25 protein-coding genes are annotated in these 26,587 nt (G+C 63.0%); 18 read left to right on the top strand and 7 right to left on the bottom strand.

Translation table 11 applies throughout. The features are described 5' to 3' along the window. The first annotated feature begins 41 nt into the window (after positions 1–41). The 7 genes from rfbC (at position 42) to IWX87_RS00220 (ending at position 8,324) form a co-directional block, all read left to right on the top strand. On the top strand, positions 42–587 hold the full coding sequence (gene rfbC / locus IWX87_RS00250; protein ID WP_196861509.1) for a dTDP-4-dehydrorhamnose 3,5-epimerase: 546 nt from the start codon (positions 42–44) through the stop codon (positions 585–587). Next, a complete protein-coding gene (locus tag IWX87_RS00245; RefSeq protein WP_196861508.1) occupies positions 584–1,912 on the top strand; it encodes an NAD(P)H-dependent oxidoreductase in 1,329 nt (442 codons plus the stop codon). Before rfbC ends, IWX87_RS00245 begins: the two co-directional genes overlap by 4 nt. Beyond that, complete coding sequence (locus tag IWX87_RS00240) at positions 1,909–2,946, top strand: NAD(P)-dependent oxidoreductase (protein WP_196861507.1); 1,038 nt, start codon at positions 1,909–1,911, stop codon at positions 2,944–2,946. Before IWX87_RS00245 ends, IWX87_RS00240 begins: the two co-directional genes overlap by 4 nt. Positions 2,947–3,471: 525 nt before the next feature. Further along, entirely contained in the window at positions 3,472–5,067 is a 1,596-nt protein-coding gene (locus tag IWX87_RS00235) for an MBOAT family protein (protein WP_196861506.1), read from the top strand. Between the two features lie 34 nt (positions 5,068–5,101). After that, positions 5,102–7,027 carry an HAD-IIIC family phosphatase gene (locus IWX87_RS00230; protein ID WP_196861505.1) on the top strand — a complete coding sequence of 642 codons (1,926 nt, stop codon included), beginning with the start codon at positions 5,102–5,104 and terminating at the stop codon, positions 7,025–7,027. Continuing rightward, positions 7,024–7,272: an acyl carrier protein gene (locus IWX87_RS00225; RefSeq protein ID WP_196861504.1), complete on the top strand. Its 249-nt coding sequence runs from the start codon at positions 7,024–7,026 to the stop codon at positions 7,270–7,272. The genes IWX87_RS00230 and IWX87_RS00225 overlap by 4 nt, the downstream gene beginning before the upstream one ends. A 5-nt stretch (positions 7,273–7,277) precedes the next feature. Beyond that, positions 7,278–8,324 carry a hypothetical protein gene (locus tag IWX87_RS00220; protein ID WP_196861503.1) on the top strand — a complete coding sequence of 349 codons (1,047 nt, stop codon included), beginning with the start codon at positions 7,278–7,280 and terminating at the stop codon, positions 8,322–8,324. Positions 8,325–8,356: 32 nt separating this feature from the next. Here IWX87_RS00220 and IWX87_RS00215 read toward each other — a convergent pair whose 3' ends face one another. The 3 genes from IWX87_RS00215 to nadC all read right to left on the bottom strand — a co-directional run bounded on the left by IWX87_RS00215 (position 8,357) and on the right by nadC (position 12,253). Next, positions 8,357–10,129, bottom strand: a complete 1,773-nt coding sequence (locus IWX87_RS00215) for a chorismate-binding protein (protein WP_196861502.1) — start codon at positions 10,127–10,129, stop codon at positions 8,357–8,359. A 124-nt stretch (positions 10,130–10,253) separates the two neighbouring features. Continuing rightward, complete coding sequence (gene nadA, locus IWX87_RS00210) at positions 10,254–11,378, bottom strand: quinolinate synthase NadA (RefSeq protein ID WP_196861501.1); 1,125 nt, start codon at positions 11,376–11,378, stop codon at positions 10,254–10,256. Continuing rightward, positions 11,375–12,253, bottom strand: coding sequence for a carboxylating nicotinate-nucleotide diphosphorylase (gene nadC, locus IWX87_RS00205; protein WP_196861500.1), 879 nt, complete (start codon positions 12,251–12,253; stop codon positions 11,375–11,377). The genes nadA and nadC overlap by 4 nt, the downstream gene beginning before the upstream one ends. 158 nt (positions 12,254–12,411) lie before the next feature. On the opposite strand from nadC, the gene panD reads away from it, so the two are divergent. The 9 genes from panD to IWX87_RS00160 all read left to right on the top strand — a co-directional run bounded on the left by panD (position 12,412) and on the right by IWX87_RS00160 (position 21,418). Further along, on the top strand, positions 12,412–12,792 hold the full coding sequence (gene panD / locus IWX87_RS00200; RefSeq protein WP_196861499.1) for an aspartate 1-decarboxylase: 381 nt from the start codon (positions 12,412–12,414) through the stop codon (positions 12,790–12,792). 26 nt (positions 12,793–12,818) lie between these two features. Beyond that, positions 12,819–14,165, top strand: a complete 1,347-nt coding sequence (gene bioA / locus IWX87_RS00195) for an adenosylmethionine--8-amino-7-oxononanoate transaminase (protein ID WP_231374367.1) — start codon at positions 12,819–12,821, stop codon at positions 14,163–14,165. Next, positions 14,162–14,839 (top strand): dethiobiotin synthase, encoded by a 678-nt coding sequence (bioD, locus tag IWX87_RS00190; RefSeq protein ID WP_231374272.1) that lies wholly within the window; start codon positions 14,162–14,164, stop codon positions 14,837–14,839. The genes bioA and bioD overlap by 4 nt, the downstream gene beginning before the upstream one ends. Next, entirely contained in the window at positions 14,836–16,032 is a 1,197-nt protein-coding gene (bioF, locus tag IWX87_RS00185; protein WP_196861498.1) for an 8-amino-7-oxononanoate synthase, read from the top strand. The genes bioD and bioF overlap by 4 nt, the downstream gene beginning before the upstream one ends. A 398-nt stretch (positions 16,033–16,430) precedes the next feature. Further along, entirely contained in the window at positions 16,431–17,672 is a 1,242-nt protein-coding gene (locus IWX87_RS00180) for a sodium:proton antiporter (RefSeq protein WP_196861497.1), read from the top strand. 238 nt (positions 17,673–17,910) lie between these two features. Further along, positions 17,911–18,933, top strand: coding sequence for a biotin synthase BioB (bioB, locus tag IWX87_RS00175; protein WP_231374271.1), 1,023 nt, complete (start codon positions 17,911–17,913; stop codon positions 18,931–18,933). 92 nt (positions 18,934–19,025) lie between these two features. Beyond that, complete coding sequence (panB, locus tag IWX87_RS00170; protein WP_196861496.1) at positions 19,026–19,940, top strand: 3-methyl-2-oxobutanoate hydroxymethyltransferase; 915 nt, start codon at positions 19,026–19,028, stop codon at positions 19,938–19,940. A gap of 76 nt (positions 19,941–20,016) precedes the next feature. Beyond that, entirely contained in the window at positions 20,017–20,868 is an 852-nt protein-coding gene (panC, locus tag IWX87_RS00165) for a pantoate--beta-alanine ligase (protein ID WP_196861495.1), read from the top strand. A 220-nt stretch (positions 20,869–21,088) separates the two neighbouring features. Further along, on the top strand, positions 21,089–21,418 hold the full coding sequence (locus IWX87_RS00160; protein ID WP_196861494.1) for a cupin domain-containing protein: 330 nt from the start codon (positions 21,089–21,091) through the stop codon (positions 21,416–21,418). 46 nt (positions 21,419–21,464) lie between these two features. Here the strand turns inward: IWX87_RS00160 and IWX87_RS00155 are convergent, their stop codons facing one another. The 4 genes from IWX87_RS00155 to IWX87_RS00140 all read right to left on the bottom strand — a co-directional run bounded on the left by IWX87_RS00155 (position 21,465) and on the right by IWX87_RS00140 (position 23,993). Next, positions 21,465–22,562 (bottom strand): NAD(P)H-dependent glycerol-3-phosphate dehydrogenase, encoded by a 1,098-nt coding sequence (locus IWX87_RS00155; protein ID WP_196861493.1) that lies wholly within the window; start codon positions 22,560–22,562, stop codon positions 21,465–21,467. 40 nt (positions 22,563–22,602) lie between these two features. Continuing rightward, positions 22,603–23,070: a protein-export chaperone SecB gene (secB, locus tag IWX87_RS00150; protein ID WP_196861492.1), complete on the bottom strand. Its 468-nt coding sequence runs from the start codon at positions 23,068–23,070 to the stop codon at positions 22,603–22,605. A 141-nt stretch (positions 23,071–23,211) separates the two neighbouring features. After that, positions 23,212–23,475 (bottom strand): glutaredoxin 3, encoded by a 264-nt coding sequence (gene grxC / locus IWX87_RS00145; RefSeq protein ID WP_196861491.1) that lies wholly within the window; start codon positions 23,473–23,475, stop codon positions 23,212–23,214. Between the two features lie 107 nt (positions 23,476–23,582). Beyond that, positions 23,583–23,993: a rhodanese-like domain-containing protein gene (locus IWX87_RS00140; protein ID WP_196861490.1), complete on the bottom strand. Its 411-nt coding sequence runs from the start codon at positions 23,991–23,993 to the stop codon at positions 23,583–23,585. Positions 23,994–24,114: 121 nt separating this feature from the next. On the opposite strand from IWX87_RS00140, the gene gpmA reads away from it, so the two are divergent. Both gpmA and IWX87_RS00130 read left to right on the top strand, forming a co-directional pair. After that, positions 24,115–24,867: a 2,3-diphosphoglycerate-dependent phosphoglycerate mutase gene (gpmA, locus tag IWX87_RS00135; protein WP_196861489.1), complete on the top strand. Its 753-nt coding sequence runs from the start codon at positions 24,115–24,117 to the stop codon at positions 24,865–24,867. Positions 24,868–25,125: 258 nt separating this feature from the next. Then, a complete protein-coding gene (locus IWX87_RS00130; RefSeq protein ID WP_196861488.1) occupies positions 25,126–26,565 on the top strand; it encodes a S41 family peptidase in 1,440 nt (479 codons plus the stop codon). The last annotated feature ends 22 nt before the right edge of the window (positions 26,566–26,587 follow it).

The following is a 26,587-nucleotide window of genomic DNA, read 5'->3' as shown; positions in this document are numbered from 1 at the left end:
GGACTTCCGATTTTTTATACCCCTGTTTTTCAAGGCAACCCATGATTTTCACTAAAACCGCGCTGTCTGGCGCGACCCTCGTCGACATGGAGCGGCGCGAAGATGCGCGCGGCTATTTCGGCCGCACTTATTGCGAACGCGAGTTCGAGGCCAATGGCCTGCCGACCCGCATGGTGCAGACCAACATGTCGCTGACACGCCGGGCGGGCACCCTGCGCGGCATGCACTACCAGATGGCGCCGAATGCCGAGGACAAGCTGGTGCGCTGCGTGCAGGGCGCGATCTGGGACGCGATTGTCGATATTCGCCCCGAGTCGCCCACCTACTGCCAGTGGATCGGCGTGGAACTGAGTGAAGCCAATGGCCGCATGCTGCTGGTGCCCAAGGGCTTTGCCCATGGTTTTGTCACGCTGACAGACGATGCGGCCGTCACCTACCAGGTGTCGGCCTTCTACACGCCGCAGTCCGAACGCGGCGCCCGGCATAACGACCCGGCGTTCGGCATCGCCTGGCCGGTGCCGGTGATCGACATGTCCGACAAGGACCGCAGTTGGCCCGCCTTCGTGGCCGAAGGAGTGGCGGCATGATCATTGTTGACACCGCCCTGGCGCAAAGGGCACGCGAAGGACGGCCGATCCGCGTCGGATTGATCGGCGCCGGATTCATGGCACGCGGCGTGGCGCTGCAGATTGCCCTGTCGGTGCCCGGCATGCGCGTGGCCGCCATTGCCAACCGCACGCTCGAAGGTGCCCGGCGCGCCTACCGCGAGGCCGATGTTTCAGGCGTTTGCGTCGTCGAGACGGTCACCCAGCTGGAACGCGCCATCGAGTCCGGCGTGCCGGCCATCACCGAAGACGCCATGCTGCTGTGCCGCGCCGCTGGCATCGACGCGATCATCGAAGTCACCGGCACCATCGAGCATGCTGCGCATGTGACCCTCGAAGCCATTGCCCACCGCAAGCATGTCGTGCTGATGAATGCCGAGATCGACGGGACCATCGGCCCCATCCTGAAAACCTATGCCGACCGCGCCGGCGTGGTGCTGACCACCGCCGACGGCGACCAGCCGGGCGTGATGATGAATTTGTACCGCTTTGTCAAAGGCATTGGCGTCAAGCCGGTGATGTGCGGCAACATCAAGGGGCTGCACGACCCCTACCGCAACCCGACCACACAGGAAGGCTTTGCCCGGCAGTGGGGCCAGAATCCGGCCATGGTCACGTCGTTCGCCGACGGCACCAAGATCTCGTTCGAGAACGCCATCGTCGCCAACGGCACCGGCATGCGGGTCGGCCAGCGCGGCATGTACGGCCCCACCGTCGCCCCCGGCACGCCCATTCAGGAGGTCGCCGAGCGCTACCCGCTCGAAGCCATGATTGAAGGCCCGGGCATCGTTGACTATGTTGTCGGTGCCATGCCCGGCCCTGGCGTGTTCGTGCTGGGCACGCACGACCATCCGCAGCAAAAGCATTATTTGTCGCTCTACAAGCTGGGCAACGGACCGCTCTACTGCTTCTACACGCCCTACCACCTGTGCCATTTCGAGGTGCCCAACACCGTCGCGCGGGCCGTGCTCTTCCAGGACGCCGCGCTGTCCCCGCTGGGCGCACCCTGCGTCGAAGTGCTGGCCACGGCCAAGATCGACCTGAAGGCGGGTGAGTCCATTGACGGCCTGGGCGGCTACATGACGTACGGCCTGGCTGAAAACGCCGACACCGCCCGGTCGCAAAACCTGCTGCCCATCGGCCTGGCCGAAGGCTGCACCCTGAAGCGCGATGTGCCCAAGGACGCACTGCTCACGTTTGACGATGTCGAACTGCCGCAGAACCGGCTGTGCGACCAGCTCTGGCGTGAACAGATGGCGCGCTTCTTCCCCGAATACTCAGAAACCTCCTCAGGAGAAAACAAATGAAACTGCTCGTCACTGGCGTCGAAGGCTATATCGGCTGCCTGCTCGCCCCTTTTCTTCAGGCTCGCGGCCATGAAATCGTCGGCCTGGACACTGGCTACTACCGGGACGGCTGGCTGTTCAGTGACAGCCAGCTGGTGCCGGGTTTCCCGCGCACCGTCAACCGCGACATCCGCAACATCCAGGCCGAAGACCTCGAGGGCATTGACGCGGTCGTGCACCTGGCCGAACTGTCCAATGATCCGCTGGGCGAAAACGTTCCGGAACTCACCTTCCAGATCAACCACCAGGCCTCGGTGCGGCTGGCCGAACTCGCCAAGGCGGCGGGTGCCAAGCGCTTTGTCTACACCTCGTCCTGCAGCGTCTATGGCGTGTCCACCGGCGACGAGCCCATGACCGAGCTGTCGCCGACCAATCCGCAGACGGCCTATGCGAAATGCAAGACACTGGTCGAGCGCGACGTGATGGCGCTGGCCTCGCCGGATTTTTCGCCGACCTTCCTGCGCAACGCGACCGCTTACGGCGCCTCGCCACGGATGCGCTTTGACATCGTGCTGAACAACCTCTGCGGCATAGCCGCGACCACCGGCAAGATCGTCATGACCAGCGACGGCACGCCGTGGCGTCCCCTGGTGCATGTGCTCGACATCTGCCAGGCCGTGGCCAGCGCGCTGGAAGCGCCGCAGGATGCAATCCACAACGAGATCTTCAACGTCGGCCATGACGAGGACAACTACCAGGTCCGTGAAATCGCCCAGATCGTCGCTGACGTCTATCCAGGCTGCGAGTTGAGCTTTGGCCAGGCAGGCGGCGACAACCGCAGCTACCGCGTCAGCTTTGCCAAGATCCATGAAAAGCTGCACGGTTTTCAGTGCGCCTGGGACGCACGCAAGGGCGCGCAGCAACTGCATGATATTTACGAGCGCATCGGCATCGACGCTGCCACATTCAGTGCGCGGCCCTTCACCCGGCTCAAGCAGCTCAAGTACCTGAGCGCGACGGGACAGATTGACGACCGGTTTTTCTGGAAGTATTGAAAACTTCAGGTGCTGGCCGAATTTCCGGCCAGCACCTGAAATGCACTCCACCAGCCTGTTCGGTTACTTGAACAGGCTGTTTGTTTTTAACGGACACCCAGCCTTCAAAACCAACTCTCAAGCCCTGCATTTGCTAAAAATTCCTTGATAAAGACATGCAAAACAGTACGTTCGGGCTATCGGCATGCGCTATTACCCACGCTTTTGAAGCGTACAGTTACACCATGCAAATACGCGGCAACAAATCCTCCACCACGGCAGCCCTGTGTCGCGGCCGCGAGTTACCACGCGGCTATTTTTGCTCAGTGACGCCGCCTTAGGTTGTTACCCCTTGCGTCACGCGCCTTGCGTTTCTCACGGAACGCCTTGCCACTGCGTGACTTGAGACATTTCATTACCCCCCCTGCTGATCTCTGAATTTTTTCGGTCTGCCTTTGCGCGTTCGTTTTTCGCGAACGACTGGCCTACCTAACTTCATCAATTGCTGCGCGGTCAACCCAGCGCCGTTTCCCCAAGGAGACTGCAGTGCTTTTCAACTCTGCCATTTTTATTGCCGGATTCCTGCCCCTGGTGCTACTGGGATTTTTTTTGCTGGCAGGCATGGGCCAGCAGCGACTGGCGGGCGTCTGGCTGACGATTGCATCGCTGGTGTTTTATGGCTGGTGGAACCCGGGCTATGTGCCGCTGCTGGTGGGCAGCATGGCCTTCAATTACCTGCTGGGCGGCTACCTGCTCAAGCGCCCGTCCCGGGTTGCGCTGGTGCTGGGAGTCATGGCCAATCTTTTATTGCTTGGCTATTACAAGTACACCGGTTTTCTGGTGCGCACGCTTGACCAGGCCACTGGCCTGGGCTGGTCGATGAACGAGATTGTGCTGCCGCTGGCCATTTCGTTTTTCACCTTCCAGCAGATCGCCTACCTGGTCGATGCCCACGACGGCGCGGTCGTGGAACACGATTTCCTGAGCTATAGCCTGTTCATGACCTTTTTTCCACAGCTGATCGCAGGCCCCATCACGCATCACCGCGAAATGCTCGACCAGTTCCGCGATCCTGCCCATTTCCGGCCCCGGCTGGACAACATCGCCTTGGGCTCCACGCTGTTTTTGCTGGGACTGTTCAAGAAGGTCATCCTGGCCGACCCGCTGGGGGAGACTGCGTCCCCGGTCTTTGCCGCCGCTGCCGGTGGCATGGCGCTTTCGATGCATGACGCCTGGGCCGGTGCGCTGAGCTATACCCTGCAGATCTATTTCGATTTTTCCGGCTACACCGACATGGCCATCGGACTGGGCCTGCTGTTTGGCATCAGCCTGCCGGCCAACTTCGACAGCCCCTTCAAGGCGCGCAACGTGATCGAATTCTGGTCGCGCTGGCACATGACGCTGACGCGCTTTCTGACCGCCTATATCTACAACCCCATTGTGCTGCGGGTCACCCGTGCCCGGATGGCGGCGGGCAAGCCGCCGCCGCGCCGGGGCAAGATGACAGGGGGTACCTTTTTTGCGCTGGTCGCCTACCCAACCTCGCTGACGATGTTCATCTCGGGCGTCTGGCACGGTGCCGGCTGGCAGTTCGTGGTGTTCGGGCTGCTGCACGGTTTTTACCTCGTGGTGGCCCATGGCTGGCGGGCATTCAAGGCGACACGCGGCTGGAAGCTCGACAGCGAAGTTGCCTGGCACCGGGCCAGCGCTGTACTGCTGACTTTTTTATGCGTGGTCGTCGCCATGGTGTTTTTTCGTGCGGCCGACGTGCCCGCTGCACTGTCCGTGCTGGCTGGGATGACCGGCTTGAGCAACACGGTGCCGGTGGTCGATGCCTTCATCGCGCCCATGGTGAACCTCACGCTGCTGCAATCGCTCGGCCAGATCGCGCGCTCCGATTTCACGCCTATCGCGTTGCTGATGGTGTTTGTCTGGAGTTTGCCGAACACCCAGCAATGGATGCGCCACTACCGCACCGCACTCAACTGGCGGCCGCGCGAACACTGGCTGGAAAAGTCGCTGTCCGTCATCACTTGGCGCCCTGCGCCTGCCATCGGCATTGCTGTCGGCGTGCTCGGCTTCTTTGCGCTGGCCCGCGCATTTTCGGCCGCGCCTACCGAGTTTCTTTATTTCCAATTCTGACCTTCCTTCAGACCTTCACCCGGAGCAATTTTCAGTGGACTCACTTTTCTGGCTTGTGCAACATCCCGACCTCGGCGCAGCCATCAGCCAAGCGCGACAAGAGGCAGACCCGGCGGTGCGCCTGGCGCTGGCGGCCCGTCTGGCCGGATTCCAGCGCGACTTCACCCTGACGGGCCGCCTGGACCGCCTGGCCGCCGAAGGGCTTGCCAGCTTGGCTGAGGAAAAAACCCAGCACCCCAGCGGCTTCACGCTGCTGCGCATGGCGATCCTGGCATCGCACACCGTAGACCACCTGCTGCCGGCCATCCGCGTGGCCGGGCTGCAGCGCCGGCTGGCCCTCTCGACCTGGCTGGCGCCCTACGGACAGTACCGGCAGGCGCTGCTGGCAGGCAATGCCGAACTGGCCGACTTTGCGCCGCAGGTGGTGGTGCTGGCGCTGGACGCCCGCGACGCACCGCTGCAGTTGCCGCTGAACGCCTCCGAGGCCGAAGTCGCCGCCGCCGTCGAAGCCCGTGTCGACGAATTGCGGCTGTTGTGGCGCCAGGCGCGCGAGCGCCATGCCGCCCAGGTGGTGCAGCAGACCCTGGTGCCCGCCGACCCGCCGGTCTTCGGGTCTTTTGAAGGGCTGGTTCCGGCCGCGCCGCATGCGGTGATTGAGCGGCTCAACGCCGGCATTCGCGCCGCAGCGCGGCAGGACGGCGTATTGCTGCTCGACCTCGCCTGGACAGCGGCGCAGGGCGGTCACGGGCAGGGCATCGCCGACCCGGTCCGCTGGCACCAGGCCAAGCAGCTGGTCAGCCCGACCTTAGCGCCGGTCTACGGCGACCTGCTGGCGCGCATTGCCGCTGCCGTGGCTGGCCTGTCGCGCAAATGCCTGGTGCTCGACCTGGACAACACGCTGTGGGGCGGCGTGATCGGTGATGACGGCCTGGACGGCATCCGCCTGGGCCAGGGAAACCCGACCGGCGAGGCGTATCTGGCCTTTCAGCGCTACGCCGGCCTGCTGGCGCAGCGCGGCATCATTTTGGCGGTGTGCAGCAAGAACGACGCGGCCGTGGCCGAGGCAGGATTTGCTCATCCGGAAATGGCGCTCCGGCGCGCCGACATTGCAGCCTTTGTCGCCAACTGGGACGACAAGGCAGGCAACCTGCGCCGTATCGCTGGCATGCTCGACATCGGTCTGGACAGCTTGGTGTTTGTCGACGATAACCCAGCTGAGCGGGACATCGTCAGGCGCGAGCTGCCCGAAGTCGCTGTGCCGGAACTGCCCGAGGACGTGTCCGGCTACCCCTCCTGCCTTGCTGCAGCCGGCTATTTCGAGCCCGTGTCCTTCACGCTGGACGACGCCGCGCGTGGACGCAGCTATGCGCTGAACGCCGAACGCAAAGCGGCGCTGGGCGAGTCCACCGACATCGCCGGCTATCTGCGCGGCCTGGACATGACGCTGACCGCCGCACCGGTCGGCAAGGCCGAACTGCCGCGCGTGACGCAGCTGATCAACAAGACCAACCAGTTCAACCTGACCACGCGCCGTTACACCGAAGCCGAGGTAGCACAACTCGCCGGCGACCCGCAAGCGGTGGCGCTGGCGCTGCGCCTGTCAGACAAGTTTGGCGACAACGGCCTGATCAGCGTGCTGCTGGCGCGGCCCGATGCGGGCTTGCTGCCTGACGAGCTGCTAATTGACACCTGGCTCATGAGCTGCCGCGTGCTCGGCCGGCAGGTTGAGGAAGCTGTGCTGGGCGTGTTGGCGGCTGCGGCAGCGCAGCGTGGCAAAAAGGCGCTGATCGGCCAATACCGCGCCACGCCGCGCAACGGCATGGTCGCCGGGCATTACCAACGGCTGGGTTTTGTGGCGCGGCCGGCACCGCAAGGCACTGATCCGGGCTCGACCTTCTGGCAGTATGCGCTGACATCGAACCTTCCTTCCACACACTTTATCAAGGTGAACAACACATGACCGAAACAGAAATCCTGCACACGTTGAACCAAGTCTTCAGGGATGTGTTCGACAACGATGACATTGCACTGACCACCAAAACCACGGCCGAAGACATTGAAGGCTGGGACAGCCAGGCGCACGTCAACCTGATCGTCGCGGCCGAAGTGCGCTTTGGCATCCGCTTTCGAACTGCGGAGCTGGAGTCACTGCACGATGTAGGTCAGTTTGCCCAGCTGATCCAGACCAAGCTGGCGGGACGCTGACCGCCATGGCCCAAATCGCGAAAAAATTCAACACGAACAGGCCTGACGCGTCAACAGACACCAACGCCGGCAACGCAGCCGCTGCGCCGGCATTCGCCTTCAGGCGTTACCTGGCTTTTGTTCTGCTCGGCGTGTCTGGCGCACTGGCGGCGTTTTACGGCGCGCTGCTTATGCTCCAGTCCACTGACAACCTGCCGCCGCCGGCCTTTGCCAACTCGCTTTGCATCGATGAGAAGCTCTCTTTCATGCGCGAGCAACCGGCAGGGTCGCCGAATCTGCTGGTTATCGGCTCCTCGGTCGCGTGGCGCCATTTTGATGGTGCAACCGTGGCCAGCCAGTCAAAAGGCGTCCTCAAGCCGCTCAACGGCGCTTTTTGCGGCCTGCATGTCAACCAGTCGGCATTCACCGCCAACTGGTTGCTCGACCGCCTGCCGTCCATCCGGCAAGTGGTGCTGATCGCGGCGCCGCAAGATTTTTCTGAATGCAGCATTAACCGACAGGCAATTTTCAACCGGCAGGATGCAGACGACTACGTCTATGGCGGTGCCTCGCCATGGCCCTACTACCTGCGGTATTTTTCGCCGGTATCGCTGATGGGCAACGCACGTCGGGTCAAGGCCCGGCGCGCCAACCTCGTTGAGCTTGATCCGCTGGTTTTCACCGCCTATGGCGATGGTCCGCTCAAGACCGCAGACAGCCTGCTTGGAATGGGCTATGGGCAGTCCAAGCCGCTGGACCCCACGTGTTTTCAGGCACTGGAATCCCTGGCGCAACGCCTGCAAAAGGAAGGACGGCCATTCACCGTGGTGTCCTCGCCCCTTCATCCTGACTGGAAGACCACGGAAGACGCCAGCGGCGAGTTTATCAACGACTTCGACGCCAGGCTCGTCCAATCGTTGAAGGCTACCTCTGCCCGCTTCTGGGACGCTGACTCGGAATTGAAAACCTCGAACGCGGCGTTCACAGACGCCCTTCATCTGCGCTGGTCAGCGGCGCAGGACTTTTCTATAGCGCTGGCAAAACAGCTTTTACCTGCCCATTCTTCCCAATAAGCCTTGACGCTTTTTGCGCGGCTGGCCGGCGATCAGGCAAGTTCGGCTGACAGCCAGCCGCGCAGGCTGTTGACAAAAGCCCAAGCCTTTACACACGGCAGGTCGTCCAGCCGAACCACCGACTCAACCATCTGGCCCGCCTGCAGTGCCAGCGCCCGGCCCACGCCGGGCAGCAGCCCGCAGGCCAGCGGCGGCGTGACCCAGCGGTCATCCATCAACATCGCCAGGTTGCCGCGCGTGCATTCGGTGATTTCGCGCTGTTCATTCCACAGCACGGTGTCAAAAACATCAGGCACGGTGGGCGTGAAGGCGTTGTAATGGGCGCGCCGCGTGGTCTTGAAGCGCACAAATTCACTCTGCGCGTCGATGAGCGGACTGGCAGCGAGTTGCAGACGGACGCGGGCGGGTGAGGAGTCCATGGCAAAGGCTTCGGCATGGGCCTGGCCTCGGGCATTGAGTAGCAAGCGCACGCGCCACAGGCCTTGCGGATGCGCTTGCGCCAACGCGTCCAGGCAACGCTGCACGATGGCCGCATTCCACAAATAGCCGAAGTGCGCTGCGGCGCCGGCCATCCGCGCCAGATGCGCGGCGGCATGGCGCAGCTGGCCGTTTTCAAGCGCCAAGGTTTCCAGCAGGTCGAAACTCTGGCTGGCGCGCTCCAGAAATTTGCGCTTGTCGCGCCACTCCTGCCATTCGGCGTCAGGCAGCGCGCTGGAGGTAATGCCGCTGCCAATGCCGCAGCGCAGCCCGTCGCCCCGGACGATGACGGTGCGGATCGGCACGTTGAACGTGGCCCGGATGCCCTGCCCCGGCTCAGCTGGCCGCACGACGCCGATGGCGCCGCAGTACACGCCGCGCGGCCCGGCTTCCAGCGCGCGGATCATCTGCATGGCGCGCACCTTGGGCGCGCCAGTGACCGAGCCGCAGGGAAACAGCGCGCCGAACACGTCGGCCAGCGTGGTGCCGGCGCGGGTTGTGGCCTGCACGTCTGACGTCATCTGCCACACGCTGGGCAATCCTTCGGTGTGAAACAGTCGCGGCACCCGCACGCTGAAAGGCTGGGCGATGCGCGAGATGTCGTTGCGCAGCAGGTCCACGATCATGACGTTTTCGGCGCGCTCCTTGGGCGATGCACGCAGGGCGTCGGCCTGGGCGGCGTCAGCTTCTGGCGTGGCGCCGCGCGCGGCCGTGCCTTTCATGGGCCGGGCCAGGATGCTGCCGTTTTGCCAGTCAAAAAACAGTTCGGGTGACACCGACAGCAGTTGCTCATCGCCGGTGTCGATGAAGGCCGCGTAGCCACCGGGTTGGGCGCGCTGCAGGGCGGCGAACAGGGCCGGCGCCGCGCCTGCTTCGGGTTCGCCAGCCCACCCGCCCAAGTGCGGCGCGGTCAGGTTCACCTGGTACAGCTCGCCGGCGGCAATGGCTTGCTGAATGTGCGCCACGGCCGCGTCAAACGCCGGGCGCGGGCAGGTGTCACGCCATTCAACGCGGGCGGCTGCGGCGTTGTCGCCTTCAGGCCAGGGCAAGGGCAAGGGCGCATCATGCACGGCAAACCAGGCCAGCGGGCCGTCGGCGGGATGCGCGGCAAGCGCAGTGTCAAAAGCCGGGGCGGCTTCGTAGCGAACATAGCCGATGCACCAGCGTCCCTGCCCGGCGGCGGCCTGCACCGCATCGAGCACGGCGCGCACTTCGTGCAGTTCATGCGCCACCAGCACGGCGCGCGGCGCTCCAAAGGCATGGCGCAGGCGCGGCGCGGCGCTGTCGTGCGGGTCAGTGAAGTCGATGCGTGCGGAAATATGAGTCAAATTTACCTTTTCCGCACGTCAGGCGGTCATAATCAGCTATCAAAAAAGGAGCATTTAAGGCGAAGGCACCGCTAGTCCTCACCCTTGCTCTCTCCCAGAGGGAGAGGGCGTAAAGCGGATGCCCTCAAGCCGCGCCGATGTTCGGCACCAGCCCGGTAGTGGGCTGGCCGGTTTTGAGCGCGGCCGTGAAGGCCAGCATGCGGTCAATCGGCAGGCGGGCGCGCAGGCCGAGCGCCGGGTCGATGTGGACTTCGTTCGCGCCGCTTTCCAGCACCTGCGCCAGCCCGGCCAGAGAGTTCATCGCCATCCACGGGCAGTGCGCGCAGCTTTTGCAGGTAGCGCTGTTGCCGGCTGTGGGCGCTTCGATGAAGACCTTGCCGGGGTTCAGCGAGCGCAGCTTGTGCATCATGCCGTTGTCGGTGGCGACGATGAATTCGGGCGCGTCCATTTCGCGCGCCGCTTTCAAAATGGCCGAGGTCGAGCCGACCGCGTCGGCCAGCGCCACCACATCGAGCGGCGATTCTGGATGCACCAGCACCTTGGCCAGCGGGTGCGCCTGCATCAACGCCTGCAGCTCGAAGGCCTTGAACTCGTCATGCACGATGCACGCGCCGTTCCACATCACCATGTCGGCGCCGGTCTCGCGCTGGATGTAGCCGCCCAGGTGCCGGTCGGGCGCCCAGAGGATTTTCTGGCCGCTTTCCTTGAGGGCGCGAACAATGTCCAGCGCGCAGCTCGACGTGACGACCCAGTCGGCCCGCGCCTTGACGGCTGCGCTGGTGTTGGCATACACCACCACCGCGCGGTCAGGGTGCGCGTCGCAAAAGGCGCTGAATTCGTCAATCGGGCAGCCCAGGTCGAGCGAGCAGGTGGCGTCCAGGTCGGGCATCAGCACGCGCTTTTCGGGCGACAAAATCCTGGCGGTTTCGCCCATGAAGCGAACGCCCGACACCACCAGCGTCTGCGCCGCATGGTCGCGCCCGAAGCGCGCCATTTCCAGCGAATCGCTGACCAGCCCCCCGGTTTCCTCGGCCAGGTCCTGCAGGTCGGGGTGCACATAGAAGTGCGACACCATGACGGCGTTTTTGGCTTCCAGCAGGCTGCGGATACGGTCTTTCAGCGCCGCCCGCTCGGCCTGCGTTGGCTCGACCGGCACGCGCGCCCAGGCATGGCGGGTCGTGCAAAGGGCTGATTCGGGCAGTGGCTGCTCGTAGCCGACATGGATGCGGGAAATGACGGAAGTATTCATCGCTCGCCCCCTTGCAGCGCATCCATGCGCATTGAAAAATCAACCGCCTGCACGTCCTTGGTCAAGGTGCCAATCGAAATACGGTCAACACCGGTTTCTGCCAGCGCGCGCAGGCCCGTCAGCGTGACGCCGCCCGAAATTTCCAGAATCGCCCGGCCAGCGTTCAGACGCACGGCTTCCTGAAGCGTGGCGATGTCCATGTTGTCGAGCAGCACCATGCGCGCGCCGGCGTCCAGCGCCTGGCCCAGCTGGTCCAGGTTTTCCACCTCGATCTCGACAAAATCAGCCTGCGCGGCGATCAGCCCGGCCTGCTGCATCACCTGCGCAATGCCGCCGGCTGCCGCAATATGGTTTTCCTTGATCAGCACAGCGTCATACAGACCAATCCGGTGGTTGGTGCCGCCGCCAGCCAGCACCGCGTATTTTTGCGCCAGTCGCAGCCCGGGCAGCGTCTTGCGGGTATCGACAATGCTGGCTTGGGTGCCCGCCACCTGGGCGACATACGTCGCGGTCTTGGTGGCGACTGCGCTTAAAAGCTGCAAAAAATTCAGCGCCGTGCGCTCGGCCGACAGCAGCGCGCGCGCCTGGCCGTGCATTTCCACCACCACCTGGTTGGGCGCGCAGTGTTCGCCGTCGCGCACCTGCCAGACGATGCGGGCCTGCGGGTCCAGCTGCCGGATGGCGGCCTCGAACCAGGCCGTGCCGCACAGCACCGCGCTTTCTCGCGCCAGCACCCGGGCATGCGCCTGGCGGGCCGGATCGATCAGCGCGGCCGTCAAGTCGCCACTGCCAATGTCTTCTGCCAGCGCGCGCGCCACATCGGCCACCGCCAGCGTGGCTACCGAATCCGCATTGAAATCAAAGGACTTTGTCATAAGCAACCGGGTAAAAAAGGCAACTGAAAGTGCACTTATATAATTAATAATCAAAAATCTATTGACCACCAGTCCAAATGTTACCGCTCTTGAAGGGCGCTCTGGGGACGGTGGATTGCCAACACCCTGGGCCCGCTGGCTTTACTCCTCTTTCCATCATGTTCAGAACCCTGCTCAAATCCAAAATCCACCGCGCCGCCGTGACCCACTGCGAGCTCAATTACGAGGGTTCCTGCGCCATCGACGAAGACCTGCTGGACGCTGCCAACCTGGGCGAAAATGAACAGGTACACATCTGGAACATCAACAACGGCGAGCGTTTCATCACCTACGCGATCCGTGCCGAACGCGGCAGCCGCATCATTTCGGTCAACGGCTCGGCAGCGCGCCGCGCGTGCGTGGGCGACCTGGTCATCATTGCCGCCTTTGCGCAGGTTGAAGAACAGGAAGTCGCCGGGTTCAGCCCCAAGCTGGTGTTCGTCAACCCGGACAACCGCATCAAGGAAGAACGCTCGACCATTGCGGTCCAGATGGCTTGATTCAGCCGCTTACCGTAGAGTTTTCGATGGACAACGCCTTGATGATCCAGCGCAGCCTGCGCCATGTGTGGCACCCGTGCACGCAAATGAAGCTGCACGAAACGCAGCCGCTGGTGCCGATTGCCCGGGCCGAAGGTGTCTGGCTGTATGACCTGGAAGGCCGGCGCTACCTGGACGGCATCAGTTCCTGGTGGGTCAACCTGTTTGGCCACAGCCATCCGCACATCAAGGCTGCCCTGGTAGACCAGCTGGACCGGCTCGACCATGTCATGCTGGCCGGTTTCACGCACACGCCGGTGGTCGAACTGTCAGAGCGGCTGGGCGCGCTGACCGGACTGGGCCATGCCTTTTACGGCAGCGACGGCGCCAGCGCCACCGAAATCGCCCTGAAGATGAGCGCGCATTACTGGCGCAACACCGGCCGGCCCGAAAAATGCAGGTTTATCGGCCTGGCGGGCGGCTACCACGGCGAAACCGTGGGCGCACTGGCGGTGACCGATATCGCGATATTCCGCGAAGCCTATGCGCCGCTGGTGCGGCTGGCCGCCACCGTGCCCAGCCCCGATGCGCGCGCCGCCCTGTCCGGCGAAACGCCTGCTGACGCAGCCCGGCGCGCGGCGGCAGGTCTGAAGGACTGGCTGGAACAGCACCATGCCCAGACCGCCGCGCTGATCCTGGAGCCGATGGTGCAGTGCGCCGCCGGCATGGCGATGTATGACGCGGCCTACCTGCGCGAAGCGCGCGCCCTGTGCGACCGCTACGAGGTGCACCTGATTGCCGACGAAATTGCCACCGGCTTTGGCCGCACCGGCACGATGTTCGCGCACCAGCAGGCCGGCATCCGGCCCGACTTCATCTGCCTGTCCAAAGGGCTGACCGGCGGCACGCTGCCCCTGTCGGCCGTGCTGACCACCGACACGGTGTACGACGCGTTTTACGACGACGACGTGGCCCGGGGGTTTCTGCATTCGCACTCCTACACCGGCAACCCGCTGGCCTGCCGCGCCGCGCTGGCGACGCTCGAATTGTTTGACCAGACCGACGTGCTGGCCAAAAACGCCGATCTGGCCTTGAAACTGGACCAGGCTTTCGCACCGCTGACGCACCATCCATCGGTCAGGAATGCACGCCGGCTGGGCATGATCTGGGCCTGGGACATTGACGAAGGCTTTGACGGCGCCCCCCCGCAGCCCGGGTTTGCCACCCGCTACGCACAGCAGGCCATGGCGCAAGGCGTGGTGTTGCGCCCCATAGGCAACACGATTTACGCCATGCCGCCTTATGTGCTGGATGCGCAAACCACGGCGCATCTGGCGAACGCCGCACTGGCCGCATTGCAGGCCACGCTGGCCGAAAAAGGCGATGCGCTTTGAAAACGCTGTCGCTGTTCGTCACTGGCACCGACACCGGCGTGGGCAAAACGCGGGTCAGCGCTGCCCTGCTGCAAGCCTTGTCAGCCCACCATTCACGCGTCGTGGGCATGAAGCCGGTGGCGGCCGGCACCGAACTCATCAACGGCGTGATGAGCAATGAAGACGTGGTCGCCCTGCGTGCCGCGTCCACCTGCGCCGTGCCGCCCGAACTCGACAACCCGGTGCTGCTGCCAGACCCGGTGTCGCCGCACATCGCGGCTGCGCGCGCAGGCGTAAAAATTGATATCGCCCACCTGGTGGCCTGTCACCGCGCATTGGAGACGTTGGCCGACGCCGTGGTGGTCGAAGGCGCGGGCGGTTTTCTGGTGCCGCTGTCAGACCTTGAGACCGGCGCCGACCTGGCGCAGGCGCTGGCCTTGCCGGTGGTGCTGGTGGTCGGCCTGCGGCTGGGCTGCCTGAACCACGCGCTATTGACGCTGGAGGCCATCCAGGCGCGCGGCTTGACGCTGGCCGGCTGGGTCGCCAACCACGTCGATCCAGCCATGCTGGCGCAGCAGGACAACCTCGCTTTCCTGCGGCAAAAGATCCAGGCGCCGCTGCTGGCAACCATTCCTTACCAGCGCGTGCCCGACCCGGACGCGCTGAGATTCAACCTTCCCCTGGAATGGCAATGACCAATTCGTGGCTTGACGAATTTCCGGCCCGCGTGGCCGAACTGGACCAAAACCACCTGCGCCGCCAGCGCCGAGTGGTCACGCCTGAAAGCGGAGCCCGCCTGAAGGTGAACGGACAAAGCATGCTGGCTTTTTGCAGCAACGACTACCTCGGCCTGGCCACGCACCCAGCACTGGTGCAGGCGGCCTGCGACGCCGCCCAGGCTTATGGCGTGGGTTCCGGCGGCTCGCCGCTGGTCAGCGGCCACAGCGCGGCCAATGCGGCGCTGGAGCAGGAACTGGCCGCCTTCGTGGGCCTGGAGCGGGCGTTGTATTTTTATGCCGGTTATGCCACCAACACCGGCATCATTCCGGCGCTGGTCGCAAGCGGCGACGCAATTTTTTCGGATGCGCTGAACCATGCCTGCCTGATTGACGGCGCCCGTCTGTCGCGCGCGCAGATTCACCCCTATGCGCATGCCGACCTGGCCGCGCTGGCGCGTGAACTGGCGCAAAGCAGCGCCCGGCGCAAGCTGGTCATCAGCGATGCGGTGTTCAGCATGGATGGCGACAGTGCCGACATCACCGGCCTGCTGGCGCTGTGCGAACGCCACGACGCCCTGCTGCTGCTCGACGATGCCCACGGTTTCGGCGTGCTGGGCCCGCAAGGCCGGGGCAGCCTGGCCGCCGCCGGACTCATCGGGCCGAAGGCTTCGCGCCGCGTGCTCTACATGGCGACGCTGGGCAAGGCCGCCGGTGTGGCGGGCGCCTTCGTGGCAGGGCATGACGCGCTGGTTGAATGGCTGCTGCAAAAAACCCGCAGCTATATTTTTGCCACCGCTGCCCCGGCGCTTCTGGCCAGCGCCTTGCGCACCAGCCTCCAGCTGATCGAGCGCGAAGACTGGCGGCGCAGCCATCTGCAACAGCTGATCACGCGCCTGCGCAGCGGCTTGAGTGCCGGGCTGCAGGGCAGTGGCTGGAAGCTGTCCGACTCCCAAACCGCCATCCAGCCGCTGCTGATTGGCCGCAATGACGAGGCACTGGCGGTGATGGACGGCCTGCGCCTGCGCGGCATCTGGGTGCCAGCAATTCGCCCGCCCACCGTGCCCGAGGGAACGGCCCGTCTGCGCATTGCCCTGTCGGCAGCCCATACCGAAACCGATGTGGACCAGCTGCTTGAAGCCCTGACCACGCTGGCCAAACCGTTGCGCTGAAGCCGTCCCCGACCCGGACTCAGCCAAGTTCCAAAATCCATTTTTCACAAAAAAACAGACGCTTGACACTTTCGCAGCAAAAACCATCACTTTGCACCGCCACAGTGCAGCCGCAGCGCCAGCGCTGAAAACCGGCGCCGAACGCTGGCGTGTTGACGCCACCGGAGAACTGTTTAACCGGCTCTTCCCCGGTCAAGGCCTTTTTTTGAAACCATTTTTTTTACTGTCGTCCATGCCCAGAATCTCGCTTGAAACCGACCTCGACCGCGCTGCGGCAGGCTGCCGGGTCATGATGGCCGCCTTGCCCCGGCAAAAGAGCGCAAGCCCTCAGTGCGCTTGCCAGCGGCCTGCTGCGCTGTCAACATGACCACTGCTTTTGATCTTGACTGACCTGCACCATGCTTGACATTGCCGCCGCCTGCCTCGTCATCACCGCCCTGCTGTCCTGGCTGAACCAGCGCTTCGTCAAGCTGCCCACCACCATCGGCGTGATGGTGATTGCGCTGGTGCTCTCGCTGTCCATTGCCGGCCTGGACGCGCTGGACTGGGTGCGGGTGCTGCGGCGCTATGAGGAATCGCTGATCCGCTCAATCGACTTTTCAGAAGTGCTGATGCAGGGCATGCTGTCGCTGCTGCTGTTTGCCGGCGCAATGCATGTCGACCTGAGCCAGCTCAAGGCCCATCGCTGGCCGGTGGCCATCCTGGCGCTGGTCGGTACGCTGATCTCCACCGGGCTGGTGGGTGGCGGCGTGTGGCTGGCAATGCCCTGGCTCGGACTGCCGCTGAGCCTGACGCACTGCCTGCTGTTTGGTGCGCTGATCTCGCCCACCGACCCGATTGCCGTCATGGGCATCCTGAAGTCAGCCGGCGCACCCAAGAACCTGGAACTGGTGATTGCCGGCGAATCCCTGTTCAACGACGGCGTGGGCGTGGTCGTTTTTGCGCTGCTGCTGCAAATGCTGGTCAGCGGCAGCACGCCCACGGCAGGCGAAGCGGGCATGCTGCTGCTGCGCGAGGCAGGTGGCGGCATGGTCTTTGGACTGGTGCTGGGTTATGTGACCTACCGTTTGCTCAAGAGTGTGGACGATTACCAGGTCGAAGTGTTGCTGACGCTGGCGGCCGTCATGGGCGGCTACGCGCTGGCCAGCCACCTGCATGTCTCCGGCCCGCTGGCGATGGTCGCCGCCGGACTCGTTGTGGGCAACCAGGGCCGCGCCCTGGCCATGTCGGACACCACGCGCCGCTATGTCGACATGTTCTGGGAGTTGATTGACGGCATCCTGAACGCCGTGCTGTTTGTGCTGATCGGCATGGAAGTGCTGCTGTTCAGCCTGTCCACCTCGCTGCTGTTGGGCGGCGCGGTGGCTATCGTGGTGACGCTTGTGGCGCGGCTGCTGACGGCCGGACTGACGGCAGGCATGTTTGGAAAGCGTTTTGGCCTGCCGCGGGGTTCCTGGAAAGTGCTGACCTGGGGCGGCCTGCGCGGCGGCATTTCGGTGGCACTGGCGCTGTCGCTGCCCGCCGGGCCCGAACGCTACACCGTGCTGGCGCTAACATACTGCGTGGTCGTGTTCTCGATTCTGGTACAGGGTTTGAGCATTGCCCGTGTGGTGCGCAGCACCCTGCGCAGTGCACCTTGAGCCCTCATGACGATTGCCCCCGACACGGACGCCTGTTGCTGAATTACGCGCGGATGAAAGAATTTGCATCACCTGCAGGACGACACCGGCCAAAGCTGGCGGCGCATCGCCCTGTTGACCGCCCAGGCCGCAATCGAGGTGACTCGCTGCGGCCGCCTTGAGCAGCCTTGGCCAAACCATCTCACCCCCGGCACGGAATAAATCCCGCAACCCATTTTTTCAAGAAAGAAAACCATTCATGAACACCACCGCAGCACAAACCATCACCCTGCACCGCCCCAATCCGGCGGCAGCGCCCACCCCGAAAACCGGCCCCGAACGCTGGAGCGTTGACGCCATCGAGGCGCTGTTCAACCTGCCGTTCCCCGAGTTGATGCACCAGGCGCAAACCGTGCACCGCGCGCATTTCGACCCGACGCAGGTTGAATTTGCCACGCTGCTGTCGGTCAAGACCGGCGGCTGCGCCGAAGATTGCGGCTACTGCCCACAAGCCGCCCGTTACGACACCGGCGTCGAAGCCAGCAAGCTGATGGAGCCCGCTGAAGTGCTGGCCGCCGCCAAACTCGCGCAAGCCGCTGGCGCCACGCGCTTTTGCATGGGTGCCGCCTGGCGTTCGCCCAAAGAGCGCGACATTGAAAAAGTCGCCGAACTGATCCGCACTGTCAAGGCACTGGGGCTGGAAACCTGCGCCACGCTGGGCATGCTCGAAGACGGCCAGGCGCAAACATTGCAAGACGCGGGGCTCGACTACTACAACCACAACCTGGACAGTGCGCCCGATTTCTATGGCGACATCATCACCACGCGCAACTACCAGGACCGGCTCGACACGCTCGCCCGCGTGCGCAGCGCCGGCGTTAAGGTCTGCTGCGGCGGCATTGTCGGCATGGGCGAAACCCGCCGCCAGCGTGCCGGCCTGGTGGCCGAACTGGCCAACCTCACGCCTTACCCGGAATCGGTGCCCATCAACAACCTGGTGAAAATCGAAGGCACGCCGCTGGCCGATCAGGCCGACCTGGATCCGTTCGAATTTGTGCGCACCATTGCCGTCGCGCGCATCACCATGCCCACCGCACGGGTGCGCCTGTCGGCTGGCCGCCAGCAAATGGGTGACGCGGTGCAGGCGCTGTGTTTCCTGGCCGGCGCCAACTCGATTTTTTACGGCGACAAGCTGCTGGTCACCGGCAACCCCGACACCGACGCCGATGTCACGCTGCTTGAGCGGCTGGGCATGCGCCGTTCGGCGCCGCAAGCGGCTTGAGCTGATCTACCCGGGGGCCTTCTGGCACGGCCAGAGGCCCGAGTTCACCAGCCGCCAGCGGATTAAACTTCCGCTCATTCAGGAGAGCGCCCATGACCCCCGCCAATGCAGCCACGGCAACGTCCACAGTCCCCGCAGCCACGCCTTACGGCACGCTGCCACCGGCGTCCAGCCCTTCGGCGCGCAAGCCCATGAGCCTGCCGCGCCTGCGCGAAATGCACGCCCACGGCGACAAGATCACCATGCTCACCGCTTACGACGCCACCTTTGCCGCCGTGGCGGACGCCGCCGGCGTCGAATGCATCCTGGTCGGCGACTCGCTCGGCATGGTGTGCCAGGGGTTGTCGAGCACCGTCGGCGTGACGCTGGAAACCATGCGCCACCACACCGAATGCGTGGCCAACGGCCTGCGCCGCGCGCAAGGCGTGGCCTGGCTGATTGGCGACCTGCCCTTTGGCAGCTACCACGAATCAAAAGAGCAGGCGCTGCGCAGCGCGGTGGTGCTCATGCAGGCCGGCGCGCACATGGTCAAGTTGGAGGGCGGCGGCTGGACCACGGAAACGGTGCGTTTTCTGGTCGAACGCGGCATACCGGTCTGCGCCCACCTGGGCCTGACGCCGCAAACCGTGCATGCGCTGGGCGGCTACCGCGTCCAGGGCAAGACCGAGGAATCAGCCACGCAGCTGCGCCGCGAAGCCGGCGCGTTGCAGGACGCGGGCGCGTCGATGCTGGTGCTGGAAATGGTGCCGGCGGCGCTGTCACTGGAGGTCACGCAACTGTTGACGCACTGCCCGACCATCGGCATTGGCGCGGGCAACGGCACGTCGGGCCAGGTGCTGGTGCTGCACGACATGCTGGGCATGAACCTGGGCAAGATGGCCAAGTTCGTGCGCAACTTCATGGACGGCGACAGCAACAAAAGCGCCAGCGTGCGCGGCGCCATGGAAGCCTATGTGCAGGCCGTGAAAGACGGCAGCTTTCCGGACAATGCCGTTCACGCCTGGTAGCCGCCCGGTTTTTTACGCGCCTCCAGCCTGCTAAATTCAGACCCGCCACCCCAGGCCTTTTCCAGGGAATAAAAAAATGCACATCGTCCACACCATCGCGGATTTGCGCGCGCAACTCAGCAACTTCAGACGCCCTGCCTTTGTGCCCACCATGGGCAACTTGCATGCCGGCCATATCGCGCTGGTCAAAGAAGCCAGGCCGCTGGGCGATGTCACCGTGTCCAGCATTTTTGTCAACCGCCTGCAGTTCGCGCCGCATGAAGACTTTGACAGCTACCCGCGCACGCTTGATGCGGACGCCCAGCGGCTTGAAGCAGCGGGCTGCGACGTGCTGTTTGCCCCGCGTGAAAAAGACCTGTACCCCGAACCGCAAACTTTCAAGGTGCATCCGGCCACCGATTTGAGCGACATGCTGGAAGGCCATTTCAGGCCCGGCTTTTTCATTGGCGTGAGCACCGTGGTGATGAAGCTGTTTTCCTGTGTTTTTGCCGGCATGCCGGGCGGCGTCGCGGCCTTTGGCAAGAAGGACTACCAGCAGGTCATGGTGGTGCGCCGAATGGTCCAGCAGTTTGCCCTGCCCATCGAGATTCTGGCCGGCGAAACGCAGCGTGCCGACGACGGGCTGGCCCTGTCGTCGCGCAACAGCTACCTCACGCCCGAGCAGCGGCAAGAAGCGGTGCATCTTTCGCAAGCCTTGCGCGTATTGGGCGAAGCTGCGCGAGCGGCGCCCGGCGTGCCCGACCTGGCCGCACTGGAGGCCCAGGCCCTGCAGGCGCTGGCGCGGCGCGGCTGGAAGCCCGACTACCTCACGGTACGCCGCCGCGCCGACCTGATGCTCCCGCAAGGCCCGCTGGGCAATGTGCCGCTGGTCGTGCTGGGCGCGGCCAAGCTGGGCAACACCCGGCTGATCGACAACCTGGAAATTTGAACCGAAACATAGCCGGACCTGCAGCAGCACGGAAATGTACTCACTCCTTTTTGTATAGCAGCTTGTAAAAGCTGGCCGTGCGCAAGAGATCTTTTTTAAAAAATTTTTTCCGGTACGGGCATGGCACATCTGCGCCGTCCATCGGTGCCTGCGCACTGCCATCTGAGCGTGATGTATAAACCGGTCAAAGGCAATCCTGCCGCTTACAAGGAGCTTCACCATGGCCATTGCACACGCCGCCCCCGGACAACTGGTTGACGTTCAGCCGCTGGGCAACCAGTTGTCTGAATCACGCAATGTCGCGCTGTTCAAGACCGATGAGCTGGAAGTCATTCGCCTGGTCATGCCGGCGGGAAAAACCATGCCGTCACACTGGGTCAAGGGCGAAGTCACGATTCACTGCCTGGAAGGAGAGATCGGCCTGACGGCGGGCGGACAAACCCGGCAGATGAAGGCCGGCCAGCTGGTCTGGCTCCAAGGCGGTGTGGACCATGCGCTGACGGCGGTGCTCGACTCGTCGCTGCTGCTGACCATCGTGCTTCGAAAATAATAATAAAAAACGCCTTCCCCGCAACAGGGACGGGCGCTTTCAGCTATCAATCCAATAGCAAATCAAGTTCAGTTGTCGGCTCGCGCTCCATCAGCAGCGCAACCGCCTCGGCTGCTTGGAGCCGGCCATCGAGCAAATCCACCACGCTTTGCGCAATCGGCATTTCCACACCCAGGCTGGCAGCGCGCTGCACCACAGTGCGGGCGCAGTAAACGCCTTCGGCCACATGGCCTAGCGACGTCAACACTTCACCCAGGGATTTGCCCTGCGCCAGCAAAAGGCCCACCTTGCGGTTGCGGCTCAAGTCGCCGGTGGCCGTCAGGACCAGGTCGCCCAGACCCGACAAACCGGTAAAGGTCTCGGGACGCGCACCGAGCGCCACGCCCAGGCGCATCATTTCAGCAAGTCCACGGGTAATGAGGGCGGCTCTGGCGTTAAAGCCCAGTTGCAGGCCATCGCACAGCCCGGCTGCAATCGCCATGACGTTCTTGACGGCCCCGCCAACCTCGACACCGATCAGGTCGTCGCTGGCATACACCCGCAGGCTGGGGCTGTGAAAGGCGGCCACCAGCGCATCACGCACTTCGGCGTGTTCACTGGCAGCAACCAGCGCCGTTGGCTGCTCACGTGCCACCTCCAGCGCGAAACTCGGGCCGCTGAGCACGCCCGCTCTCAAATCAGGCGCCACCTGTGCGCGGACCTCATGCACCATCAGGCCAAAAGGCGTTGAAGGAGACGCTGGCGCCGACGCCGACGCCGACGCCGACGCCGACGCCGCAGATTCTGTCAAAACCGGCGCTTCAAGGCCCTTGCTGAGCCAAGCCACCGGCACTTGCGCATGCCTGAGTTGCAGCAGCATGCTGCGCGCGGCTGCCACTGGCCCGGCCAGGATGATCAGGTCTTGCCCTTTGACCACCTCGGCCAGCGACATGCCATTGCCGCCTTGCAAGCGCAGGCTGGACGGCAGGGCAATGTCGGGAAGGTAATGGGTATTGATCCGCTCGGCCTGCAAGGCCTGGAGCTGAACCGGATTGCGCGCCCACAGAGTGACTTCATGCCTGAGCACTCCGGCATCGGCAGCACCTGCAGCGTTGACGGCCAGCGCCGTGCCCCACGCACCTGCGCCCAATACGACAATTTTCATGCCGGCCGGGGCGCGTGGCCCAGGTTCACACGCTGCGCCATCAGACGATGATTTGTGGAGCTTCAGCCGAGGCCATCACGGCTTCGGCCTGCTGCTGCTCGTACATCGCCTGGAAATTGATTTCCGCCAGGTGCACCGGCGGGAAGCCGCCGCGCTGGATGATGTCCGCCACGTTGCCGCGCAGGTAGGGGTAGACGATTTGCGGGCAGGCAATGCCCATCAATGCACCCATCTGTTCGTTGGGCACATTGCGAATTTCAAAAATGCCGGCCTGCTTGGCTTCGACCATAAACACGGTCTTGTCCTCGATCTTGGTGTGCACGGTGGCCGTCACGGTGATTTCAAACAGGCCGTCAGCCACTGGCTTGGCATCGACACCGAGCTGGATCTCGACAGCAGGTTGCTCTTGGTTGAGCAGGATTTCTGGCGAATTTGGCTGCTCCAGCGACATGTCCTTGAGGTAAACGCGCTGGATCTGGAATACGGGGTCAAGATTTTCTTCGGCCATTGAGATCTTTCGTGAGGGTGTTTAAAAAACGTTGGGATGCGCAAGCCCCTGCGCTGTTCGCGCGGGACAGGGCTTGGGCAAAGGCCATTCGAGGTGGATTATCTCAGGGACTTGGCCCTGTTAAAAACGCCAGCCGGGGTTTCAGGCGGCGTCTGCCAGCAGCGACTCCAAGCCGCCACGGTCGTCCAAAGCCATCAAATCGTCGCAGCCACCGACATGCGTGGAACCAATGAAAATTTGCGGCACGGTGCGCCGGCCTGTGATCTGCATCATTTGCTGGCGTTCGCCCGGCACCAGGTCAACCCGGATTTCATCGAGCACGGCGACGCCGCGCTCCTTGAGCAATTGTTTGGCCTGGATGCAGTACGGGCAGGAGCCGGTGGTGTAAATCTTGACGGTTTGCATGGTTTTCCTGTGGTGCGGCGTCGCGGCAGGCGCGGCGTCCGATGGGTGTGATCAATGCCAGCGCCGAGCGACGACAGCGCTCAAGCAGGCAAGAAAAAGACGCTTTATCAGGCTTTCTCTAAGGGTAGGTTAGCGTCTTTCCAGGCTTTGAGCCCGCCGCCCAAAGATTGGGCTTGGTCGTAACCGAGCTTTTTGGCGGTGGCCACGGCCCGGCTGGAGCGTGCACCAGTCGCGCAAACAAGGATCAAGGGCAAGGCCTTGTTCTTGACGACCGAGGGCAACTTGGCTTCCAGGTCGGCCAGGGGGATGTTCTTGGCGCCGGTCACATGGCCGGCGGCAAATTCGGCAGGCTCACAAATGTCCACCACCACGGCCTTTTCACGGTTGATGAGCTGCACTGCCCCGCTGGCGTTGAGTGCGCCAGCATTCATGCTGCCCGCAATCAGTGGCCAGACCAGCATGCCGCCCGAGGCAATGGCTATCGAAATCAGCATCCAGTTATCAATCAGAAATTTCACGTAAACCCTTTGTATGTTTTTCACTTGAAGGCTGATTTTAGAATGGGGGCACAAGTTCGCCCCAAAGCCGGCTTTTAAATTTCACCTTTGTGCTTTTCATTTCTTCCAAAACATCACTGCCATGTACAAACTCGTGCTCATCCGCCACGGCGAATCAACCTGGAACCTGGACAACCGATTCACCGGCTGGACCGATGTCGACCTGACCGAAACCGGCATCGCCCAAGCCAAGAATGCCGGCCAACTGCTAAAGGCCGAAGGTTACGACTTCGACATCGCCTACACCAGCGTGCTCAAGCGCGCCACGCGCACGCTTTGGCATGTGCTGGATGAAATGGACCAGACCTGGCTGCCCGTGGTGCACAGCTGGCGTTTGAACGAGCGGCATTACGGCGACTTGCAGGGCTTGAACAAGTCCGAAACGGCCAAGAAGTTTGGTGACGAGCAGGTGCTGGTCTGGCGCCGCAGCTACGACACGCCACCGCCGCCGCTGGCAGCCAGCGACGCCCGCAGCGAGCACGGCGACCGGCGTTACGCCAAGCTGCTGCCAGGCCAGGTGCCACTGACTGAATGCCTCAAGGACACGGTCGAACGCGTGCTTCCTTTCTGGAACGAAGCCATGGCGCCTGCCATCAAGGCAGGCAAGCGCCTGGTGGTGGCCGCACACGGCAACTCGATTCGTGCACTGGTGAAATACCTCGACAACATTTCCGACAGTGAGATCGTGGGCCTGAATATTCCCAACGGCATACCGCTGGTTTATGAGCTGGACGAGAACCTCAAGCCACTGCGCAGCTACTATTTGGGCGACAGCGAAGCAGTCGCCAAAGCTGCAGCGGCCGTTGCCGCGCAAGGCAAGGCCGCCTCAGTCTAGAACGCCGCTGGACAAGCCGAACAATGGACGGGGGGTTGGGCAGGAAACCATGGTTCCCAAATGCCCCTTGCCAGACCCATGACGCCTGTTGTCTGCAATGATGCGGCATTGCACCTCGTAAAAGGCGCGTCTTTCCGTACATTTGGTTGTTATTGTCCTGCCGCTTATGGAACTGCAGCTAGACATATGTATCCAAGGTGTATATTGCTTCTCACAAAAAAGGAGCGTGGACTCCTTCAACAGGCTTAGGAAAATCTAATGGGTCAGAAGCTAAAAATTGCCGGATGGATTTCAATCGGTGTGGTGGCAGGCGCCCTCACCACAGTGCAGCTGCAGGCGGTTGCGCGAGCGGGCATGGCGCCCTTGCCACTCGAAGAACTGCAGCAACTCGCGGCTGTCTTTGGCATGGTCAAGACTGACTATGTCGAGCCCGTGGATGAAAAGAAACTGATCACCGATGCCATCTCGGGCATGGTCGCCAGCCTTGATCCGCATTCGGTGTATTTCGACAAGAAATCCTACAAGGAATTTCGCGAAGGCACGTCAGGGCGTTTCGTTGGCGTTGGCATCGAAATCACCCAGGAGGATGGACTGGTCAAGGTGGTGTCACCGATTGAAGGCTCCCCTGCCGACCGCGCCGGACTCAAACCGAATGACCTGATTACCCGCATTGATGACACCGCCGTCAAGGGACTGAGCCTGAACGATGCCGTGAAAAAAATGCGGGGCGAGCCGCAAACCAAGGTCATGCTGACGATTTTTCGCAAAGACGAAAGTCGCACGTTCCCGGTCAGTATCACGCGTGAAGAAATTCGCACACAGTCGGTTCGCAGCAAGGTGGTTGAGCCAGGCTATGCCTGGATTCGCCTGAGCCAGTTCCAGGACCGGACAGTGGACGACTTTGTTACCAAAATTGAACAGATTTACAAAGAGGAGCCCAAGTTGAAGGGCATGGTGCTCGACCTGCGCAATGACCCGGGCGGTCTTCTGGACGCGGCCGTGGCCATATCGGCAGCATTTTTGCCTGACAACGTGACCGTGGTTACCACCAACGGCCAGCTGGCCGAAAGCAAGTCGGTCTACAAGGCCTCGCCAGAGTTCTACCAGCGGCGTAGCGGAGTCGATCCGCTCAAACGCCTGCCCGCGGCCCTCAAGACCGTGCCGCTCGTGGTGCTGGTGAATGAGGGTTCCGCCTCGGCCAGCGAAATTGTGGCGGGTGCCCTTCAGGACTACAAGCGTGCCACCATCATGGGCACCCAGACCTTTGGCAAGGGCTCGGTGCAGACGGTACGGCCTCTGGGCCCTGACACCGGCATCAAGCTGACCACGGCACGCTATTACACGCCCAGCGGCAAATCAATCCAGGCGCGCGGCATCGTGCCAGACGTGCTGATCGATGAAACGGCAGAAGGCAGTCCTTTTGCAGCACTGCGCACCCGTGAAGCCGACCTGGAAAAACACCTCAACAGTGGCCAGGGTGCAGAAGTCAAGGACCCGGGCCGTGAAAAAGCCCGTGAGGAAGCGCTCAAACGCCTTGAGGAAGAAGCCAAGAAAACGCCTGAGCAGCGTCGCCTCCCCGAACTGGGCAGCGACAAGGACTTCCCGTTGGCCCAGGCCATCAACCAGCTTAAGGGACGTCCAGTGCTCGTCAGCAAGACAGCGGTCGTCGAACCTAAAAACGAGAAAAAAGACAACTAGGCAACCGGTTCGTCCAGTCCAG

This window comes from Polaromonas sp. CG_9.7, from assembly GCF_015752205.1.
In the GTDB taxonomy this organism is placed as follows: Bacteria; Pseudomonadota; Gammaproteobacteria; order Burkholderiales; family Burkholderiaceae_C; genus Polaromonas.
Note: the sequence above shows the minus strand (reverse complement) of the source record. Positions and strands in the feature narration are given on the sequence as shown.

Excerpts from the sequence above, each read along its gene's own strand:
- IWX87_RS00155 (WP_196861493.1), bottom strand. The coding sequence starts at position 22,562 with ATGAAAATTGTCGTATTGGGCGCAGGTGCGTGGGGCACGGCGCTGGCC.
- gpmA (WP_196861489.1), top strand. The coding sequence starts at position 24,115 with ATGTACAAACTCGTGCTCATCCGCCACGGCGAATCAACCTGGAACCTG.
- nadC (WP_196861500.1), bottom strand. The coding sequence starts at position 12,253 with ATGACAAAGTCCTTTGATTTCAATGCGGATTCGGTAGCCACGCTGGCG.
- panD (WP_196861499.1), top strand. The coding sequence starts at position 12,412 with ATGTTCAGAACCCTGCTCAAATCCAAAATCCACCGCGCCGCCGTGACC.
- IWX87_RS00225 (WP_196861504.1), top strand. The coding sequence starts at position 7,024 with ATGACCGAAACAGAAATCCTGCACACGTTGAACCAAGTCTTCAGGGAT.
- IWX87_RS00180 (WP_196861497.1), top strand. The coding sequence starts at position 16,431 with ATGCTTGACATTGCCGCCGCCTGCCTCGTCATCACCGCCCTGCTGTCC.
- bioA (WP_231374367.1), top strand. The coding sequence starts at position 12,819 with ATGGACAACGCCTTGATGATCCAGCGCAGCCTGCGCCATGTGTGGCAC.
- panB (WP_196861496.1), top strand. The coding sequence starts at position 19,026 with ATGACCCCCGCCAATGCAGCCACGGCAACGTCCACAGTCCCCGCAGCC.
- nadA (WP_196861501.1), bottom strand. The coding sequence starts at position 11,378 with ATGAATACTTCCGTCATTTCCCGCATCCATGTCGGCTACGAGCAGCCA.
- panC (WP_196861495.1), top strand. The coding sequence starts at position 20,017 with ATGCACATCGTCCACACCATCGCGGATTTGCGCGCGCAACTCAGCAAC.
- IWX87_RS00130 (WP_196861488.1), top strand. The coding sequence starts at position 25,126 with ATGGGTCAGAAGCTAAAAATTGCCGGATGGATTTCAATCGGTGTGGTG.
- IWX87_RS00160 (WP_196861494.1), top strand. The coding sequence starts at position 21,089 with ATGGCCATTGCACACGCCGCCCCCGGACAACTGGTTGACGTTCAGCCG.
- IWX87_RS00240 (WP_196861507.1), top strand. The coding sequence starts at position 1,909 with ATGAAACTGCTCGTCACTGGCGTCGAAGGCTATATCGGCTGCCTGCTC.
- secB (WP_196861492.1), bottom strand. The coding sequence starts at position 23,070 with ATGGCCGAAGAAAATCTTGACCCCGTATTCCAGATCCAGCGCGTTTAC.
- IWX87_RS00220 (WP_196861503.1), top strand. The coding sequence starts at position 7,278 with ATGGCCCAAATCGCGAAAAAATTCAACACGAACAGGCCTGACGCGTCA.
- IWX87_RS00245 (WP_196861508.1), top strand. The coding sequence starts at position 584 with ATGATCATTGTTGACACCGCCCTGGCGCAAAGGGCACGCGAAGGACGG.
- rfbC (WP_196861509.1), top strand. The coding sequence starts at position 42 with ATGATTTTCACTAAAACCGCGCTGTCTGGCGCGACCCTCGTCGACATG.
- bioF (WP_196861498.1), top strand. The coding sequence starts at position 14,836 with ATGACCAATTCGTGGCTTGACGAATTTCCGGCCCGCGTGGCCGAACTG.
- grxC (WP_196861491.1), bottom strand. The coding sequence starts at position 23,475 with ATGCAAACCGTCAAGATTTACACCACCGGCTCCTGCCCGTACTGCATC.
- bioB (WP_231374271.1), top strand. The coding sequence starts at position 17,911 with ATGAACACCACCGCAGCACAAACCATCACCCTGCACCGCCCCAATCCG.